A 19,197-nucleotide genomic window follows, 5' to 3' on the forward strand; every position below is an offset into this window, starting at 1 on the left:
ACAGCTATTGTATCAGTAAATTGAACAATAAAAATTATTTGGCATCGGGCGCTGGGGCTATATTACTATCGAGCGAAGTGGCAGGTATCACAGTACTGATATTTAAATTCATAAAGCCCATTTTACCCGCTATATCCATCACTTTAACCACCGACTGGTGACTGGTATCGGCATCAGCAGAGATAACAAATAGCTGCTTTCGGTCTTCACCCGCTTCTTGACGGATCATCGCTGTCAATTCAGCTTCGCCATTACCAGATAAAGCAATGCCATTGACCAGATAACTACCATCTTTTTGCACCGCGATTTCAATGCGTTTGCTTTTATCAGTAATCGGTACGCCCTCTGCTTGCGGCAAAATGATATTGAGTTTACTAAAATGGTTAAAGGTGGTCGACAGCAGCAAAAAAACAATCAAAAACAGCAAGCAATCAATCATCGGGGTAAGATTGATTTCCAATGGTTCGACCGTGGGTTTACGAAATCGCATGGGTTGACTTTTTTACGCAGCTATATGCCATTAACGAGGCGTGATTAGACCATAGTCCAGTAATTCTTGCATCATCAAACCCGCTTCTTGTTCAAACGCGGCATTGATATCAATGATACGGCGCTGAAAAATACGGTAAGCCATCACTGCAGGTATCGCAACCAGCATACCCCCTGCTGTGGTAATCAGCGCTTGTGATACGCCAGCTGCCAGCATGGTCGGATCTTGCATTGCGCCTTCGGTAATGGCTAAGAAGGATGAAATAATCCCCAGTACGGTACCTAAAAGACCCAACAATGGCGCGATAGCACCGATGGTACCCAACATATTAATATGTTTTTCTAATTGGTGGATGGCGATACTGGCGCGGTTTTCCATATGCATGGTCATTGAATCAATCCCATGCTGGCGATTCATGAGTCCAGAAGCGAGGATATCACCCAAAGGCGAATTGAGTTTGACATTCTCAAGCGATTCACGATCAATATCGCTCTGCTCAATCAGCCGCTGCATCAATTGTTCACGCAGATGGGCGGGTGTCACTGTGCTGGCTTTAAGTTTTATCGCGCGCTCAATGATGATAATTAACATCAAAATCGAACATAAGACAATGGGCCACATCAACCAACCGCCTGCTTTAACTAATTCCCACATCCGTTATACTGCCTTTGCCTGTCAATGACTAATAAATTAAGAAAACTAATCTAATGCGCAAGATTAATGCTCAAGTTGCGACTGGAACTGCACAATCAAAGCTTGCAATTCCTCTTCGTTGTGAAAAAATATCTCAATACTCCCCTTGCCTTTTGATGAGCCTTTGATTTTTACCACGGCACCGAGTTGCTCAGAGAGGTGTTGGTTTAGTCGCAGCCTATCATAATCAATTTCTTGGCTCTGTGTCGGCGCTTTTGGATTTAAAATATCTTTGACTAACGCTTCAGTCTCACGAACAGTCAATTGACCCTGTATAATTTTTTTGGCAATAACAGGCTGCTGTTTGGGTGACAGCGACAATAATGCCCTGGCATGCCCCATGTCCATCTGCCCCTCGTTTAGCGCTTGTTTGACATCGTCATGTAATTGGTTCAAACGCAACAAATTAGAAACCGTTGTTCTTGCCTTACCCACCACATCCGCAATTTGCGAATGACTCATGCCAAATTCATCGTGAAAACGCTGCAATGCGGCAGCCTGTTCCATGACGCTCAAATCTTCCCGTTGGATGTTTTCAATCAATGCCAAAGCGATTGCCAAGTCGTCTGACATGGGGCGCATGATGGCGGGTATATGGGTTAGACCCGCAATTTGCGCCGCACGCCAGCGACGTTCACCCGCGATAATTTCATGGGTAATCGGGGAATTGGGCAATACTTTTGCTAAGGGCCGAATCACAATGGGCTGCATCACGCCATGCTGCTTGATAGACGTTGCCAACTCTTGCAAGGCATCTTCGTCCAAATCAATGCGCGGCTGATACTTGCCACGCTGCAAATAAGCGACATTGATATGCATCAAATTTAACCCAGACACATTACTACTATCATTACTATTATCATTGTGATCGTTATTTATGGATGCGTTATGGGTATTTGACTTTACTGTTTTGGCGGGTTTTGGGGTGAGTGGTTTGGGGGTTATCGCCGCTGTAGGCGATTTTTTGGCTACGGCTATAATATCGCAAGCTTCGGCTGATTCGGCATCTGAGACATTTTGCCCATCATCGGTTGGCTTGGCATTTAGTTTTTCAGCGCTTTTAGCGTCATCGACAGCGGCTCGAACACTCGCATCGATTAGATTACCGGTAATCAATTTTTCTGTTTTGATTGAGCCGAGTAACGCATCAAGTCCTCGATTTGATGCCAATCCACGCTTTTTAACCATGTCGAAATTCCCAATGCCATTAAATAGTTAAAAATGACTGATAAAAAATTAAACCAATGCCGCCATTTTTGAACTGGCTATTTTAGCAGATTCGCCATAGCTTGAAAAATATTTTCATTGCTTTTGCCAGTGCGCACTCGCCAACAAATTAACAAAGAAAGTGCCCAAACAGCTTAAGCTAGGCAAGTTGGAATTGGCGACTTTGCTTGATAATTTCATTGGCAAGGCGAATATAGGCTTGTGAGCCTTTTGAATTCATCTCGTAATCAAGCGCAGGAATGCCGTGCGCAGGGGCTTCTGCTAGACGAATATTACGGGGAATGATGGTATTAAATAAAATCGGACCAAAATGCTCGATCAATTCCATAGAGACATCATTTGCCAAGGTGTTGCGCGGGTCAAACATGGTTCTTAACACACCGCGGATATGCAAGTTTGGGTTTAGCGACTTCAAACGCTCAATGGTTTGCGATAAATCTGCCAATCCTTCCAATGCAAAATATTCACATTGCATCGGGATAATCACCCCTGATGTGGCACACATTGCATTAATGGTAAGTAAACTTAAACTCGGGGCGCAGTCAATTACTATAAAATCATAAGGTTTCGGCGCGCGGCCGTTTTTGGCAGGCATATCAGCAAGCTGCTGCATGGCTTTTGACAAAATTGCATGGTTTTCAGGCTTTTGACTTAAATGCAAATCACTGCCTGACAATTCATTGTTGGCACCGACAATATCAAACCCATTCGGGGTTTTGACAATCGCCTCATGGATTGGCAAATCATCTAATAGCACATCAGCGATACTGTACTCTAACTCGCGTTTATCCAGCCCTGATGCCGTAGTCGCATTGCCTTGGGCATCCAAATCAATCAGTAAAACTTTTTTGCGGCGATGTGCCAGTGCACTTGCCAAATTAACCGCGGTGGTGGTTTTGCCCACCCCACCTTTTTGATTAGCAATGGCTAAAATATCCATGAACTGTCTCGCAATGTGTTGATAAAAAGGTTGAAAATTGTAGTCAAAAACAGCCAGTTTTTCAAACCCTAATACCGGTAAAACTGGCTGAAATGGGGTGTTTATCTTTGCAAATAAATCAAGTGGCGTGATTCATAGAGCTTTGGCACGGTTAACACTTGGGTGTTAATTTGCCACTCATTTTGAAGGGCTTGAATCTCGTCAACAGGTTCAACCCCCTTCATGGCACAAATGATACCATTGTCTGCCAATTTGCTTTGACTATGGGTGACAAAATCCACCAGTGATGCAAACGCCCTTGAGGTAATCACTTGATAACTACCTGCATGCGCTTCAATACGACTGGCAACCGGCGTTAGATTTTTTAACCCCAGTTCACTGGCGACCTGTTTGATAAAGCGAATTTTCTTTTGGTTACTATCAAGCGCTGTCACCGCACGTTGTGGCTGACAAATAGCAACTATCACCGCTGGCAAACCCGCACCCGTCCCAATATCTAGCAAATCACCGGCTGGCAAAAATGGCACAATCGATAAACTATCAAAGATATGTTTGATTAACGCTTGTTGGTCATCTTTGATAGCGGTCAAATTATACGCTTTATTCCAAAATAACAGCTGCTGTAGATAGTACAGGAGCTGTAATTGCTGCTCATCCGATAGCTGCAACTTTAACTCAGAGAGCGCTTGTTGCAACTGCGGTTGTAATTTTACGTACTGGGGTTGTAGCTTTACATTAATCTGCGCCATTAAAACACCCGATTAAGACCATTGAGTGCAGCAACGCGATAGGCTTCTGCCATCGTTGGGTAGTTAAAGGTGGTATTGACAAAGTATTCTAGCGTATTGCCGCCTTTACTTTCCATCACTGCTTGTCCGATATGAATAATCTCAGAGGCGTGATTGCCATAACAATGGATACCTAAAATCTCTAAGGTTTCACGGTGAAACAGTATTTTTAACACCCCACTACGCTCACCGATGATTTGTGCGCGGGCAAGGTGTTTAAAGAAAGCTTGCCCGACTTCATACGGCACTTTTTCGGCGGTTAATTCTTGTTCGTTTTTACCAATACTTGAAATTTCAGGAATGGTATAAATACCCGTTGGCACACTGCGAACAGGTTGTGCATTTTCATCGCCTACCATATAAGCAGCAGCGCAGCGCCCTTGGTCATAAGCTGCCGATGCCAGCGATGGCCAGCCAATGACATCCCCTGCTGCATAAATATTTGGGATATCGGTTTGGTAATGTTCATTGACTTTGAGTTGACCACGGCTGTTTGCGGTGAGTCCGATGGCGGCAAGGTTGAGACTGTCGGTATTACCTGAGCGACCGTTTGACCATAAAATAGCATCTGATTTGATGCGTTTACCACTTTTTAGGTATAAAATTACGCAGTCATCATAAGTTTCTAGCCGTTCGATTTCTTCTTTGTTGCGAATCAATACGCCAAATTGTCTAAAGTCATGCGACAATGCGTCAGAAATCTCATCATCCAGATAGCTAAGCAACTGCTCTTGGGTATTAATCAAATCTACTTTATAGCCAAGACCGGTAAAAATAGACGCATACTCACAGCCAATCACGCCCGCACCATAAATAATAATGCGCTGTACCACATAATCCATTTGCAGGATTTTATCGGAATCAAACACACGAGGATGGCTAAAATCTAACAAATCAGGGCGATAAGGACGGCTACCCACGGTAATAATGGCTTGTTCAAAGGTAATGTCTTGCTCGGTACCATCACTCATATCAACATGAATGGTATGGGTATCTTTAAAACTTGCCCAACCATTGATTAAGTCAATTTGATTGCGCTCATAAAAACGGGTATGCGTTTCTACCTGGTTACGCACCACTTCGCGCGCTTTGGTTAATACTTTATTAAGTGGAATCTGGTGATAGTCGATGCCTTGGTTTAAGATAGGATCGCGGCGATTACCGATAATATTAAACACTGACTGACGCAATGCTTTACTTGGAATCGTGCCTACGTGTGTACAGTTACCGCCCACTTGTTTACGTGGATCAATCACGGCAACTTTTTGTCCAGATTTAGCGATTTTCATCGCTGCTGCTTCACCCGCGGGTCCTGCACCAATCACAATAGCATCATAATCATAGGCATGGCTAACGGCATCTTGACGCTTGTAACGCTTTAAATTGATACGGGTGTTATCTAGCGGGCTAATTAAATCAAAATGCACCGATGCATCATCAAAATGTTTTACCTTATCATCGTCTTCACTAATACTGACGGTATTGGCTTGTTTATCAGAGTCCGAAATTTCAGTTTTGGTTGGTTTTGCCAAAATTTCGGTAATATTTTCTTGGGGCTCAATAATTGACTGTGTGTTGGCATCACAGATGTTTTCGTTGTCGTTGTTTGTAGGGGGAATTTGAGTGACTTTGTCATTAATCCGTTTTTTTGGCATATTAGCTCCCATATTTTAAGCCTTGGTAATGAATAAAAAGATAATGAATAAAAAATTTTTAAATTAAATATAAAATACGATAAATCAACCGTATGTTAAGAGATTACATTAACCAATCCGGCGTTTTAACCCCGTCATCTGTAAAATACGCGTCGCGATTTCTTCAATCGACATGGTTGATACATCAATATTTGGAATCCCTTGAGAAATATAAATACCTTGAATGGCGCGCAACTCCTGCTGACATTGCTGGTAACTTGCATAGCGGCTACCTGCACGGCGCTCGTTACGAATTTTTACCAGTCGATCGGCGTCAATCACCAAACCAAACAATTTGTCACGGTAGGGCTTTAACGCTTTGGGCAACGAATTTTCATATAAATCATCTTCAGTCAACGGATAATTCGCCGCACGAATACCGAATTGCAACGCTAGGTATAAAGAGGTGGGCGTTTTGCCTGAACGTGATACCCCAATCAAAATAATATCTGCCGCATCATAATGGGTGGTACGCGCGCCATCATCATTGTCTAAAGCAAAATGCACCGCATCGATACGTGATTTATAGTTCTCAGAATCGACATCCCCATGCGCATGACCGGTATGCGGTGCAGGTTGTACTTTGATTTCATCGGCAATTTTACTGATTAAGCCTTCATAAATATCCAAGTTAAAGGCATCTGCACCGTTGATTCGTTCACGAATCACAGGGTCAACGATGGTATCAAAGACTAGCGGCTTTACCCCATCACGCTGGTGGGCAAGATTGATTTGATTGACCGCTTCATCGGCGCGATCGAGGGTATCAACATAAGGAATAACCCGGGTCTCAAATGGTACCGTGGGAAATTGGCTTAAAATAGAACGACCTAGGGTTTCAGACGTAATCGCGGTACCATCGGAGATAAAAAACACACTTCGCAACGACTGAGAATTTGCAAAATTTAAGGCGTCTTTATTTTGAATCGTGGCTTTGATTTTCTCAATGGTCATGAAAAATTATCCAAAAAAATGACAAGAAGCGTCCATACTAATTTAAATTAACACTGGTTTGAACTGACACTGAGGAGTAACCTCACTCATTCACCGCGTTTTTGGCAGTGAATGTCATCTAGTAATGTCGTTATCAGTGCAGACACTATCGTTTGTCTCACGGGCATTTGTCTTACAGGCGTTTGTCTTACAGGTCGAGAGTTTGTTATTATACGTGACTTGTAGGCTTTAATCTAACAAATCGATGCTTAATTTGCCTTAAATTAGCCATCAGTTATTGTCATTGAAGGCTTATCTACGTTTTTCACCCCCTTAAACTCAAAGATATCCAAGCAAAATTTTAGTTGAATTGTTGATCGCTGACAGTTTTTTTTAAATTATAAATTTTTTGCTAGAAAATCATTTTTTAAGATGAATTTTCTACGAAATACCGTTATAATCTTTTCAAAATAATCTTTATTTCACGGAGTTATCACCTTGAACGCACAAGTTATCTCACTCGACAAGTTAGGCAAAAACGACATTGACAAAGTAGGCGGTAAAAACGCTTCATTAGGTGAAATGATTAGTCACCTAACGGATTTAGGGGTAAGCGTACCAGGTGGTTTTGCAACAACGTCTGAAGCTTTTAACAAATTCTTAATCGGTACCGGTCTTCAAGACAAAATCAAAGACGCGCTTCAAGGTCTGGATGTGGATGATGTAGCCGCATTGACTGCCACGGGTAAAAAAATCCGTGACATGATTATTGAGCAAGAGTTGCCCAAAGATTTGGAACAAGAAATCCGTGATGCCTTTGCCGAGATGAGCCAAGGCGAGGACATCGCTGTTGCGGTTCGTTCATCAGCGACTGCTGAAGATTTACCAGACGCCTCATTTGCTGGTCAACAAGAAACTTTCCTCAATATCCGTGGTATTGACAATATCTTGATTGCTATTAAAGAAGTCTTTGCTTCTTTATACAATGACCGTGCCATCGCTTACCGCGTTCATAAAGGTTTTGAGCATGCAGGTGTTGCATTATCAGCTGGCGTACAACGCATGGTACGTTCAGAGACAGGCACTTCAGGTGTGATGTTCACCATTGATACCGAAAGTGGTTTTAATGATGTGGTATTTATCACCGCAAGCTATGGCTTGGGTGAAATGGTGGTGCAAGGTGCGGTGAACCCTGACGAATTCTACATTTCAAAAGCGTTATTAAATGCCGGTAAACCCGCGGTTATTCGCCGCAACCTCGGCAGCAAACAACAAAAAATGGTTTATGCAGACGAGCACTCAGCTGGCAAATCAGTCAAAATAGTCCCAGTAGACAAAGCAGAACGCAACCAATTTTCACTGACCAATGAAGAATTGGTTGAACTTGCCAAACAAGCGTTAATCATCGAAAAACATTATGGTCATGCGATGGATATCGAATGGGCAAAAGATGGTGATAGCAACAAATTATTCATTGTGCAAGCGCGTCCAGAAACAGTAAAAAGTCGTGAAAGTCAAAATGTCATGGAGCGTTACATCCTTAAAGAAAAAGGTGATGTCATTTGTGAAGGTCGTTCAATTGGTCAACGTATCGGCGCAGGTACGGTACGCGTGGTCAATTCAATTCATGAAATGGATAAAGTACAAGAAGGTGACGTCCTTGTGTCTGATATGACTGACCCAGACTGGGAACCCGTCATGAAACGTGCGGCTGCTATCATCACTAACCGTGGTGGTCGTACCTGTCACGCGGCAATTATCGCGCGTGAATTGGGCGTCCCTGCCATCGTGGGTTGTGGTAACGCCACTGACCTATTGACCGATGGTCAAGCAGTCACTGTATCTTGTGCAGAAGGTGATACCGGTTATATCTACGAAGGTCAATTGGACTTTGAAATCCAAAACAACTCAATTGAGTCAATGCCAGACTTAGCATTTAAAATTATGATGAACGTGGGTAACCCTGACCGCGCCTTTGGATTTGCCCAAATCCCTAATGAAGGGGTGGGTCTGGCACGGTTAGAATTCATCATCAACCGTATGATTGGCGTGCATCCAAAAGCATTACTTAACATGAACACCCTACCACGCGAAATCGTACAGGCAATTCAAGAGCGCATGGCAGGTTATGCTTCACCGGTTGATTTCTACGTTGACAAATTAGTTGAAGGTATTTCAACCCTAGCCGTCGCATTCAAAGATAAGAAAGTTATCGTACGTATGTCTGACTTTAAATCGAATGAATATGCAAACTTAATCGGCGGTAAACTATACGAGCCATCTGAAGAAAACCCAATGCTTGGTTTCCGTGGTGCCAGCCGTTACGTATCAGAAAACTTCCGTGACTGCTTTGAATTAGAATGTCGCGCATTAAAACGTGTTCGTGATGAAATGGGCTTAACCAACGTTGAAATCATGATTCCATTCGTACGTACGACAGAAGAAGCGCGTAAGGTACTAGAACTGCTTGAGAAAAATGGTCTTAAACGTGGTGAAAACGGTTTACGCGTCATCATGATGTGCGAGTTGCCAACCAATGCCTTATTGGCAGAAGAGTTTTTACAATACTTCGATGGTTTCTCAATCGGCTCAAACGATTTAACCCAGTTAACGCTTGGTCTTGACCGTGATTCGGGTATCGTATCTCAATCATTTGATGAACGTGACCCAGCGGTTAAAAAACTACTGAAAATGGCTATCGATGCCTGTAACGCACAAGGCAAGTATATCGGTATCTGCGGACAAGGTCCTTCTGATCATCCAGATCTAGCGATGTGGTTAATGGAACAAGGCATTACTTCTGTTTCACTGAACCCCGATTCAGTGTTGGATACTTGGTTCTTCTTAGCAAAAACCGAAAAATAAGCTTGTTGGCATTCATAAAGCCCTTAGTTTTGACTAAGGGCTTTTTTTGGGCATTAAAAAACCCAGCATGCACATGACACGCTAGGTTTTTTTGCGCTGCAATTTATAACAACACGCGGCGTGGATCTGCTAGTAATTTTGCAATATAGCGGGTAAATACTGCAGCGTCCGCACCATTGATCACACGGTGGTCATACGATAATGACAAAGGTAGCATTAAACGTGGCTCAAACTCGCCTTTAGTCTCATTCCAACGTGGCTGAATGCTAGATTCACTCACGCCTAAAATCGCAACTTGTGGCCAATTGACCAGCGGCGTAAAGTAAGTACCGCCAAGATTGCCTTGACTTGAAATCGTAAATGACGCGCCGGTTAACTCTTTGGCAGATAGTTTTTTATCACGTGCTTTTTTGGCAAGTTCACCGATTTCAATCGCTAGTTGTTTGATACCTTTTTGCTCTACACGTTGAATGACAGGGACTGTCAAACCCTCCTCGGTGGCTACAGCAAAGCCTAAATTCACGGATTTACGGATAATAATCTGGGTATTGTCATCGCTTAAATGGCTGTTAAATTTTGGATGTTGCATCAGTGCATAAGCAGTTACTTTCATGATGAAAGCCAGAATGGTTAAACTCACCCCTTCTTTTTTCATCTCATCTTTCAGGTCGCCACGCAATTTTTCAACATCGGTAATATCTGCCAAATCAAACTGGGTGACTTGTGGCAAATAGGTATTGTAATTAAGCTGCGGAATTGAGACTTTTTGTAGACGGGTCAAATCTTGGCGCTCAATTTCTCCCCAAATTTCCGTTTTACTCATATCGGGTAAATTAGGTAATCCTGCGCGAGCCGCTGATGGCGCAGATATATTATTTGCTGCTGCGGGTGTGCTAACTGCTTTTATTGTATTTTTGACATAAGCAAACACGTCTTCTTTGACAATACGCCCATTAGCGCCCGTACCAATCACTTCACTGACATCAACACCCAATTGGCGCGTAAGTTTGCGCACCGCAGGCCCTGCATAAACCGCGGCGTTTTTGGCATTAATTTGTGCTTCAGACAGTTTTGACTGTGAACTTGACTGGATAGCTGTTGTGGTAGCGCTATTAGTTGAAGTCGACGCGGTATTTTGCGTTTTAGCGATTTCTTGCTGAGCAGTATTGGTGGTCGCTTGCGGCTGTGATGCTGATTGCACTGACCCCGCCGCTTCAATCACAACAAAGTCTTGACCATTGGTGACGGTATCGCCAGCGTTAACCAGTAATTCAACCACTTTACCGGCGACTGGCGAAGGGACTTCCACCGAGGCTTTATCGGATTCTACCAATAACAATGGTTGTTCTGCTGTGATCTCATCGCCTACTTTGACCATCCATTCACTAATCTGTGCCGATTCTACCCCTAAATCAGGCAAACCAAAGGTTTGTTTACCAGCGGGTGTGGATGATTGAGGCGCAGATACCGTTTGAGCGGGTGGCTGATTTTGGTTTGCAGCTGAATTGGCTTGACTAGCGACTTGTTCTGATGGGTCACTGGCTAATGGCTGTTGCGAAGCTGATTGGGAGGCCATCACGATAAAGTCCTGACCATTGGCGACCGTATCACCTGCATTGACTAAAAATTTGACAATTTTTCCACTGACAGGTGCCGGTACTTCGACCGAGGCTTTATCGGATTCGACCAATACCAGCGGTTGTTCAGCAGTGACAGTATCGCCCTCTTTGACTAACCATTCACTAATTTCTGCGGTATCCACCCCTAAATCTGGCAATGTATAGGTTGCTTCAGCTGATGCGGATGTTGGCTGTGATTGATTTGGCGCAGCCATAGACGGCGCTTGCGATGAAGTCGCGTTAGCTTCTTTAGCTTCGTGAGATTGGGCTGCTTGTTGGTCTGTCTGTTGCGTAGGTTGCTCTACAGGTGCAGTGTTGGATTGGCTATTGCCTGCACTATCAATGGTGAGAATCACATCACCTTCTTTGACCTTATCACCGATTTGAAGACTAATTGCTGTGATAGTCCCTGCTGATGTTGCAGGTACTTCTACGGAGGCTTTGTCAGATTCTAATAAGACAATGTTATCGTCCACATTGATGACATCGCCGACTTTGACCATAATTTCGCTGACTTCGGCGCTATCAACGCCTAAGTCGGGAACTTTGATTTCCATGGGTTTATCCTTAAATTTTTATTTCTACTAAGTGGGTAATCAGCCGCTAATACGTGGCTGATTACCTACTATTGATTTCTATTATTCAGGTTTGTCGTTAAGAATTGGCGCATCGGCTTTATCTTCTGCTTTGCCGTCTGCTGAAATCGCTTCATCATCCTCTTCAACCAAGGTTGGTACAGGTTTTGGATGCGCGCCTAAAATCGCTGGGGCATCTGGAGAATGGTCGATTTGTACTTGAGGATGCCAAGCAGGTGAAGCATCGGCATCAATACCTAAGCTACTAATCGCATCTTTGACCAAACGCGCATCAACTTCACCTTCATCTGCCAATAGTTTGAGCGTTGCCACCACAATATGGGCGGCATCCACTTTAAAGTAACTACGTAATTGGCGGCGACTATCAGAACGACCAAAACCATCGGTACCTAAGGTAGCATACGGTCGACTGTCTGGTAGGTAGGCGCGGATTTGCTCAGAGAAAATGCGCATATAGTCGGTGGCGGCGACTACAATCCCTTCATGCTGGGCAAGTTGCTCAGTAACCCAAGGCGTACGCTGTTCATCTAATGGGTGCAGACGATTGTACTCATCACATGCCATGCCCTCACGAGTGAGTTCATTAAAGCTTGTAACACTCCACACGTTGGCATTGATGTTAAATTCTTCAGCTAGAATTTGTGCGGCTTTTTCAACCTCACGTAAGATCACGCCCGAACCCAGCAATTGCACTTGTTTTGAACCATTGTCTTTGAGCAAGTACATGCCTTTTTTGATGCCTTCTTCTACCTCTGTTGGCATAGCTGGTTGCTCGTAGTTTTCATTCATTAAGGTGATATAATAGAAAACCCGTTCACCTTCACCATACATACGGCGCAGACCATCTTGTACAATCACCGCTAGCTCATAACCATAACATGGGTCATAAGTGACACAGTTTGGCACCGTGTTAAATAAAATCAACTGATGACCGTCTTGGTGCTGTAAGCCTTCGCCATTGAGTGTAGTACGACCTGCGGTACCGCCAAGCAAGAAGCCTTGCGCCTGCATATCCCCTGCGGCCCAAACTAAATCACCGACGCGTTGGAAACCAAACATCGAATAATAGATATAGAAAGGAATCATCGGTAACGCATTGGTTGAATAACTGGTTGCTAACGCAATCCAAGCACTCATCGCACCCGCTTCATTAATGCCTTCTTCAAGCATGTGACCGTCTTTGGCTTCTTTATAACCCATCAAGGCTTCATGGTCTTCAGGGGTATAATTTTGACCCGATGCCGAGTAGATACCCAATTGGCGGAACATACCTTCAAGACCAAAAGTACGGGCTTCATCAGGAACAATCGGCACCACACGCTCTTGCAGCGCTTTATTTTTTAGCAGTGCCGCTAGCAAGCGTACAAATACCATAGTGGTAGATTGTTCTTTGCCTGCACTACCTTGAAGTAATTTGTCAAAAATCTCTAACCCTGGGACATCGAGTGGAATATGACCACTACGGCGATTGGGCAAATGTCCGCCCAGTGCTTGACGGCGACCTTTCAGATATTGGATTTCAGCAGAATTTTCATCAGGACGATAAAACGGCAATTCTTCAAGCTGCGTATCGGTAAATGGCAAATCAAAACGGTCACGGAAATATTTTAATGAATCAATTTCGAGTTTTTTGATTTGGTGGGTCTTGTTGACCGCTTGGCTTTGGTTAGATAAGCCATAACCTTTGACGGTTTTAACCAAAATCACCGTCGGCTGACCTTTGGCTTTCATGGCCTCACTAAATGCGGCATACACCTTCATCGGGTCGTGACCACCACGGTCTAAATTTTGGATTTCTTCGTCAGTCCAATCTTTGACCATCTCGGCAAGTTCTGGGTATTTACCAAAGAAATAGTCACGGACAAATTTACCATCACGCGCTTTATAGACTTGATATTCACCATCGAGGGTCTCAAGCATACGATGTTTGAGCGCGCCCGTATGGTCTTTATCTAGTAGCGTATCCCATTTACCGCCCCAAATAACTTTAATCACCCGCCAGCCTGCACCGCGAAACACGGATTCAAGCTCTTGGATGATTTTACCGTTACCACGTACCGGACCATCTAGGCGCTGTAAGTTACAGTTAATCACCCAAATCAGATTTTCTAGATTCTCGCGACCGGCTAGTGAGATAGCACCTAGGCTCTCTGGCTCGTCGGTTTCACCATCGCCCAAGAATGCCCAAATCTTGCGACCCTCTTTTGGAATCAAGCCGCGATTTTCAAGATATTGATGCACATGCGCGTGATAAATTGACATGATTGGGCCTAAACCCATAGACACGGTTGGGAACTGCCAATAGTCAGGCATCAAATAAGGGTGTGGGTAGCTAGATAGCCCTTTGCCCCCTACTTCACGGCGAAAATTTGTTAGCTGCTCTTCAGTCAATCGACCTTCTAAAAATGAGCGAGCATACATCCCTGGCGAACCATGACCTTGATAATAAATCATATCACCGCCAAAGCTTTCACTCGCTGCGCGCCAAAAATGGTTAAAACCTGTTTCGTATAACGTCGCGCTTGAGGCAAACGTCGCTAGGTGACCGCCTAAGTCGTCGTCATTTTTGTTGGCACGCATCACCATCGCCACCGCATTGTAACGAATAATAGCGCGAATTTTACGCTCTAGAGTTAAATCACCGGGATACGAGGGTTGATCTTCTACAGGAATAGTGTTGATGTAAGCAGTGTCAAGACGGTTAACGCGTAACCCTTCTTGTACCGCCTTATCATAGATGGCTTTTAGTAAAAAAGTGGCACGTTTTTTTCCCACTGACTTGATCACCGAATCAAAGGCGTCAAGCCATTCTTGGGTTTCTTGACTATCAGGGTCTTTAAAATACTGATATTGCATTTTTCGTTCCTTCTGGCAATGGCATCCATCCATGGAAATAACCTAGAATGGAGCTAGGTTGTAAACGACTCAAAGTATTCAACTATTACACACAAAACATTGTTATAAATAGCGATAGCAATATTTTACATAAAAAAAAATGTTTCAGTATTTTCGCTAATTTTTGATAGGTATTTAGCTATGAAATAAAGGTAAAAAAACAACTATTTTTTCTGACCATATAGTAAATTTATCGACAAAGTAAAGCAATAAAAGCGTTAAATCGCTTGACAGTCAATCATCAACACTTATCAACCGCTTTTTGATAAGCTGGGCGAGCTTGGCATTTTTTTAACCAATTGTGAATATTGGCGTATTTTGCCTCTAAACTATGGGTTTCTTGCATGGCGTTTATGCCAAATTCAAGCTGTATATCAGCGCCGCTAAATTGGTTGCCAGCAAGCCATTCATTGCTACCCAAATGCTTATCTAGCATTTTGAGCTGTTCGGTTAATGAATGATTCAGATAAGATTTGTCTATCCCTGATTTGAGTAATTTTGCCACTTGCTTGATACCTATCGGTGATTTTTCTATCATGGTAGCAAATATTAGTCGGATAATAAGCAAGGGCATCAACGAGCTTTCGGTAAAATGCAGCCAATATCGATACTGCTCATACGCCTCACTGCCATAATCTGGGCGAAATTTTTTATTCAGCACCAGTTGTGAGATTGGCTGTGCATCTTTCTGGTCGCTTAACTGGTCATAGTTATCAATCAAATACTCAATGATATTGGCCGATTCAATCAGCGTTTTTCCATTATCTTGCAGGATAGGTGCCTTACCCATCGGGTGAATTTTTTGCAAAGACTTGGGTGCCAAACCATGATGGCGTTCGTACTTGGTCAACTGATAAGGCAGTTCTAATTCCTCTAATAGCCAAAGAATTCGGAATGAACGTGATTTTTCAAGGTGATGTAGATGCAGTTTTGACATAGGTATACTCGTCTTTTAATGTAATAGGATTGTTAGAACAAGATAATTTCAAATTTTATAAGGCTTTAAACTTGCTGGCTGTTGCGAAATTGTAGAATTGATCGAAAAAAAACCAGCTTATTGATTGATAAGCTGGTTTGATAAAGCGAGGTTACAAATAACAAAGCTACAAATTAGTCATCTAGCTGTTGTGCATCGGCTTCTAGTAAACCATCTTGCTGCAGCGCTTCAGACAACTCGATGTCTTGCAAATCCGCACTGTCTTGTAAATCAGCGCTGTCTTGCGCAATATTGTCAGCCAATTCTGACGCTACAATATCTTCGTCCAGCTCGTCTTCGCTACCGCCTTCAACCAAAGCAATAGATACCAATGATTCATCTTGTGAAATACGAATCAGGGTGACCCCTTGCGCATTACGACCTGTTTGCGCGATTTGCCCGACAGGTGTACGCACCAGCGTGCCGGCATCAGAAATCAGCACAATATCATCAGCATCGGTTACCGCTAACGCCTGCACCAGCTCACCATTACGCGCCGTGGTTTTGATGGCGATAATGCCTTTACCGCCACGACCTTTGACAGGGAAATCAGAGACAGGTGTACGTTTGCCAAAGCCCCGCTCACAAGCACATAAAATCTCGCCCTGCTGTGGGGCAACAACCAACGACACCACACGGCTAACCGCAACGACACTGTCATTGTCTTGGTCATCTTGGCTATCGTCTTCAAGCTCGGCGTCCTCGTCTTCGATACCTTGATTGGCCAGTAGCGTCACCCGCATACCGCGTACCCCTTTTGCGGTACGACCCATCGCACGGATTTTACTTTCATTAAAGCGAATGGCTTTACCTTCATTGGAGAATAACATGATGTCTTGCTCGCCATCGGTAATGGCAACGCCAATCAAGTTATCGCCGTCGTTCAGTTCAACAGCGCGAAGTCCGTTGGCACGAAGGTTTTTAAATTGTGACAATTGGACGCGTTTTACCATACCCGATGCGGTTGCAAAGAACACATAGCTATTGTCATTTTGCTTGTCGTCTTCGGTCACAGGTAAGATGGCGGTGACTTTTTCATCGGCATCGAGCGCAATCAAATTGACCATCGGACGGCCACGCGAACCACGGCTGGCAATAGGCACTTCAAACACTTGCAACCCAAACACACGACCCCGATCGGTAAAAATCATCACATTGTTGTGTGTCGATGTGACCACCATATGGTCAATGACATCGTCTGCTTTCATGGCAGTGGCTGACTTTCCTTTACCCCCGCGTTTTTGGGCGATGTAGTCACTGATAGGCTGGGTTTTGGCATAGCCCGTGCGTGAAACAGTCAACACAACGGTCTGTTCAGGAATCAAATCTGCACGACTAAAGTCACTGCGGCTATCGACGATTTGGGTTTTGCGTGCATCGCCAAAGTCATCACGGATTTGGATTAATTCGTCTTTGATTACTTGCATTAATTGGTCAAAGTTATCCAAGATGCTTTGTAATTGGGCAATGAGTGCCAAGATTTCTTTGAATTCTTGCTGTAGCTTGTCTTGCTCTAGCCCTGTTAAACGGTGCAGCTGCATATCCAGAATAGCATTGACTTGGTCAGGCGATAGACGATAATGTTGGTTGTCATCAATCAGTCCATATGGGGCATTTAGGTCTTCGCCTTCAATCACATCGGGGCGAATCGAATGACTGCCTGCTGCCTCTAACATGGCAATCACGCCACCTGACTGCCAAGTATTGGTCAGTAAGTTATCGCGGGCTTCTTGGCGGTTTGCCGATGCCTTGATAGTGTCAATAATACGATCAATGTTGGCAAGGGCAATCGTTAGCCCTTCTAGCAGATGACCACGCGCCTGCGCTTTTTTGAGCTCATAAATAGTACGGCGAGTGACAACTTCTTGGCGGTGACGCACAAAAGCGGCAATCAAATCACGCAACGTCATGATTTTAGGTTGACCTTCATCTAAGGCAACCATGTTAATGCTAAAACTCGATTCTAAAGGCGTTTGGATAAATAGATTGTTAACGATGACTTCCGCGTTTTCACCCCGTCTTAAGTCAATAGCGATACGCATGCCATCTTTATCTGACTCATCACGAATCTCGCTAATGCCTTCAAGTTTTTTATCGCGTACCAATTCTGCGATTTTTTCAATCAGTTTTGCTTTATTGGTTTGATACGGAATTTCAGTAAATACAATACGCTCACGCTCTTTATTGGCGCCCGTTTCACTCATCGGTTCGATGTGATATTTGCCGCGCAAATGCAGGCGACCTTTACCGGTGCGATAAGCATCGACAATGCCTGAGCGGCCATAAATGATACCGCCTGTTGGGAAATCAGGACCGGTGATATGCTGCATAAGCATTTCACCCGAGATGTGCGGATCATCGGCATACGCCAAACACGCATTAATCACTTCGGTCAGATTATGTGGCGCCATATTGGTCGCCATACCCACCGCAATGCCTGTGGCACCATTAACAAGCAAATTTGGAATACGGGCTGGCATGACGCTTGGCATTTGCTCTGAACCATCATAGTTTGGCTCCCAATCCACAGTGTCTTTATCCAAATCACCCAGCATTTGGTGAGTAAGTTTTTGCATGCGCACTTCGGTATAACGCATCGCTGCGGCAGGGTCATCATCCACTGAGCCAAAATTACCTTGACCATCGATGAGCATATAGCGCATTGAGAACGGCTGCGCCAAACGCACAATCGCGTCATACACTGCAGTATCGCCATGTGGGTGGTATTTACCGATAACATCACCGACCACACGCGCCGATTTTTTGTAAGGTTTGTTAAAGTCGTTTGATAATTCATGCATCGCGTATAACACACGGCGATGAACAGGTTTGAGCCCATCACGCACATCAGGTAAAGCACGGGAGACAATTACGCTCATGGCATAGTCGAGATAAGATTGTTTTAATTCATCGACGATGCCAATCGGGCTAACGGAATCGGTGGACATGCACGCTCCTTTTATCAAGCTACTTAAATATACGAGTCATCTTATTTATTTTACTTTTCAAGGCGATAGCTAAGTTAACAACCATGCGTTTAAAAGCAATGCGCAATTTTGACCAAAAGCTGCAAAAAACCCCAATCAAAACTTTTAGAAAAGTAACACAGATGACGTAATATTTTTAGGATAGTAAAAAGGAATAATTATAGCATAAAACGCATGATTTAGCAGTTAACCCACCGCCAAATGTCGACGCTAATATCAAAATATCATGCTTTGACGGGTGTTATTTTACCCCCATGGTAAGCTACCCAAATTTAACCAGCTATCTTAATCAACTATTGTAATAATTAATAATCTATAAAATAAACTGTCTAATGACAAAGCCTGTTGATAAACAGGCTTTGTTAAATGGGTATCAGTTAAGTGCGTGTTGGTTAATTGGGCATAGATTCAGTAGCTATCGCAAATTTAGAACTGACTAAACTTATAGTTAAAACTGTAATATAATAAGCATTTTAAACCAATACCACCATGCC

Annotated in this window: 12 protein-coding genes; 1 reads left to right on the forward strand and 11 read right to left on the reverse strand. The window is 43.7% G+C overall.

Annotation, left to right across the window (positions count from 1 at the left end; all coding sequences use genetic code 11):
- Window positions 1-34 precede the first annotated feature (34 nt).
- The 7 genes from RT084_RS05960 to ppsR all read right to left on the reverse strand — a co-directional run bounded on the left by RT084_RS05960 (window position 35) and on the right by ppsR (window position 6,786).
- Window positions 35-490, reverse strand: coding sequence for an ExbD/TolR family protein (locus RT084_RS05960; protein ID WP_095355429.1), 456 nt, complete (start codon window positions 488-490; stop codon window positions 35-37).
- Between the two features lie 30 nt (window positions 491-520).
- Window positions 521-1,144 carry a MotA/TolQ/ExbB proton channel family protein gene (locus RT084_RS05965; RefSeq protein ID WP_312385800.1) on the reverse strand — a complete coding sequence of 208 codons (624 nt, stop codon included), beginning with the start codon at window positions 1,142-1,144 and terminating at the stop codon, window positions 521-523.
- Between the two features lie 63 nt (window positions 1,145-1,207).
- Window positions 1,208-2,371 carry a ParB/RepB/Spo0J family partition protein gene (locus RT084_RS05970; protein WP_312385802.1) on the reverse strand — a complete coding sequence of 388 codons (1,164 nt, stop codon included), beginning with the start codon at window positions 2,369-2,371 and terminating at the stop codon, window positions 1,208-1,210.
- A 178-nt stretch (window positions 2,372-2,549) separates the two neighbouring features.
- Window positions 2,550-3,350, reverse strand: a complete 801-nt coding sequence (locus RT084_RS05975) for a ParA family protein (RefSeq protein ID WP_203171885.1) — start codon at window positions 3,348-3,350, stop codon at window positions 2,550-2,552.
- A gap of 101 nt (window positions 3,351-3,451) precedes the next feature.
- Window positions 3,452-4,099, reverse strand: a complete 648-nt coding sequence (gene rsmG, locus RT084_RS05980; RefSeq protein ID WP_203171884.1) for a 16S rRNA (guanine(527)-N(7))-methyltransferase RsmG — start codon at window positions 4,097-4,099, stop codon at window positions 3,452-3,454.
- Complete coding sequence (sthA, locus tag RT084_RS05985) at window positions 4,099-5,793, reverse strand: Si-specific NAD(P)(+) transhydrogenase (protein ID WP_313098081.1); 1,695 nt, start codon at window positions 5,791-5,793, stop codon at window positions 4,099-4,101. The genes rsmG and sthA overlap by 1 nt, the downstream gene beginning before the upstream one ends.
- Before the next feature lie 108 nt (window positions 5,794-5,901).
- A complete protein-coding gene (ppsR, locus tag RT084_RS05990) occupies window positions 5,902-6,786 on the reverse strand; it encodes a posphoenolpyruvate synthetase regulatory kinase/phosphorylase PpsR (protein WP_313098083.1) in 885 nt (294 codons plus the stop codon).
- A 477-nt stretch (window positions 6,787-7,263) separates the two neighbouring features.
- Between ppsR and ppsA the strand changes: the two genes are divergently transcribed.
- Window positions 7,264-9,630, forward strand: a complete 2,367-nt coding sequence (gene ppsA, locus RT084_RS05995) for a phosphoenolpyruvate synthase (RefSeq protein WP_313098085.1) — start codon at window positions 7,264-7,266, stop codon at window positions 9,628-9,630.
- A 103-nt stretch (window positions 9,631-9,733) separates the two neighbouring features.
- Here the strand turns inward: ppsA and RT084_RS06000 are convergent, their stop codons facing one another.
- The 4 genes from RT084_RS06000 to gyrA all read right to left on the reverse strand — a co-directional run bounded on the left by RT084_RS06000 (window position 9,734) and on the right by gyrA (window position 18,664).
- A complete protein-coding gene (locus RT084_RS06000; RefSeq protein ID WP_312385809.1) occupies window positions 9,734-11,806 on the reverse strand; it encodes a 2-oxo acid dehydrogenase subunit E2 in 2,073 nt (690 codons plus the stop codon).
- Between the two features lie 81 nt (window positions 11,807-11,887).
- The gene (gene aceE, locus RT084_RS06005; RefSeq protein WP_312523584.1) at window positions 11,888-14,701 is read right to left on the reverse strand and encodes a pyruvate dehydrogenase (acetyl-transferring), homodimeric type; all 2,814 of its coding nucleotides are present in this window, start codon (window positions 14,699-14,701) and stop codon (window positions 11,888-11,890) included.
- 280 nt (window positions 14,702-14,981) lie between these two features.
- Window positions 14,982-15,677 (reverse strand): glutathione S-transferase, encoded by a 696-nt coding sequence (locus RT084_RS06010; RefSeq protein ID WP_312385810.1) that lies wholly within the window; start codon window positions 15,675-15,677, stop codon window positions 14,982-14,984.
- 173 nt (window positions 15,678-15,850) lie between these two features.
- Complete coding sequence (gene gyrA / locus RT084_RS06015; protein ID WP_312385811.1) at window positions 15,851-18,664, reverse strand: DNA gyrase subunit A; 2,814 nt, start codon at window positions 18,662-18,664, stop codon at window positions 15,851-15,853.
- Between the last annotated feature and the right edge of the window lie 533 nt (window positions 18,665-19,197).

This window comes from Moraxella sp. CTOTU48717 (genome assembly GCF_032057165.1).
GTDB classification, from domain to species: Bacteria; Pseudomonadota; Gammaproteobacteria; order Pseudomonadales; family Moraxellaceae; genus Faucicola; species Faucicola tetraodonis.

Excerpts from the sequence above, each read along its gene's own strand:
- rsmG (WP_203171884.1), bottom strand. The coding sequence starts at position 4,099 with ATGGCGCAGATTAATGTAAAGCTACAACCCCAGTACGTAAAATTACAA.
- RT084_RS06000 (WP_312385809.1), bottom strand. The coding sequence starts at position 11,806 with ATGGAAATCAAAGTTCCCGACTTAGGCGTTGATAGCGCCGAAGTCAGC.
- RT084_RS05970 (WP_312385802.1), bottom strand. The coding sequence starts at position 2,371 with ATGGTTAAAAAGCGTGGATTGGCATCAAATCGAGGACTTGATGCGTTA.
- aceE (WP_312523584.1), bottom strand. The coding sequence starts at position 14,701 with ATGCAATATCAGTATTTTAAAGACCCTGATAGTCAAGAAACCCAAGAA.
- gyrA (WP_312385811.1), bottom strand. The coding sequence starts at position 18,664 with ATGTCCACCGATTCCGTTAGCCCGATTGGCATCGTCGATGAATTAAAA.
- RT084_RS05975 (WP_203171885.1), bottom strand. The coding sequence starts at position 3,350 with ATGGATATTTTAGCCATTGCTAATCAAAAAGGTGGGGTGGGCAAAACC.
- RT084_RS06010 (WP_312385810.1), bottom strand. The coding sequence starts at position 15,677 with ATGTCAAAACTGCATCTACATCACCTTGAAAAATCACGTTCATTCCGA.
- sthA (WP_313098081.1), bottom strand. The coding sequence starts at position 5,793 with ATGCCAAAAAAACGGATTAATGACAAAGTCACTCAAATTCCCCCTACA.
- ppsR (WP_313098083.1), bottom strand. The coding sequence starts at position 6,786 with ATGACCATTGAGAAAATCAAAGCCACGATTCAAAATAAAGACGCCTTA.
- RT084_RS05960 (WP_095355429.1), bottom strand. The coding sequence starts at position 490 with ATGCGATTTCGTAAACCCACGGTCGAACCATTGGAAATCAATCTTACC.
- RT084_RS05965 (WP_312385800.1), bottom strand. The coding sequence starts at position 1,144 with ATGTGGGAATTAGTTAAAGCAGGCGGTTGGTTGATGTGGCCCATTGTC.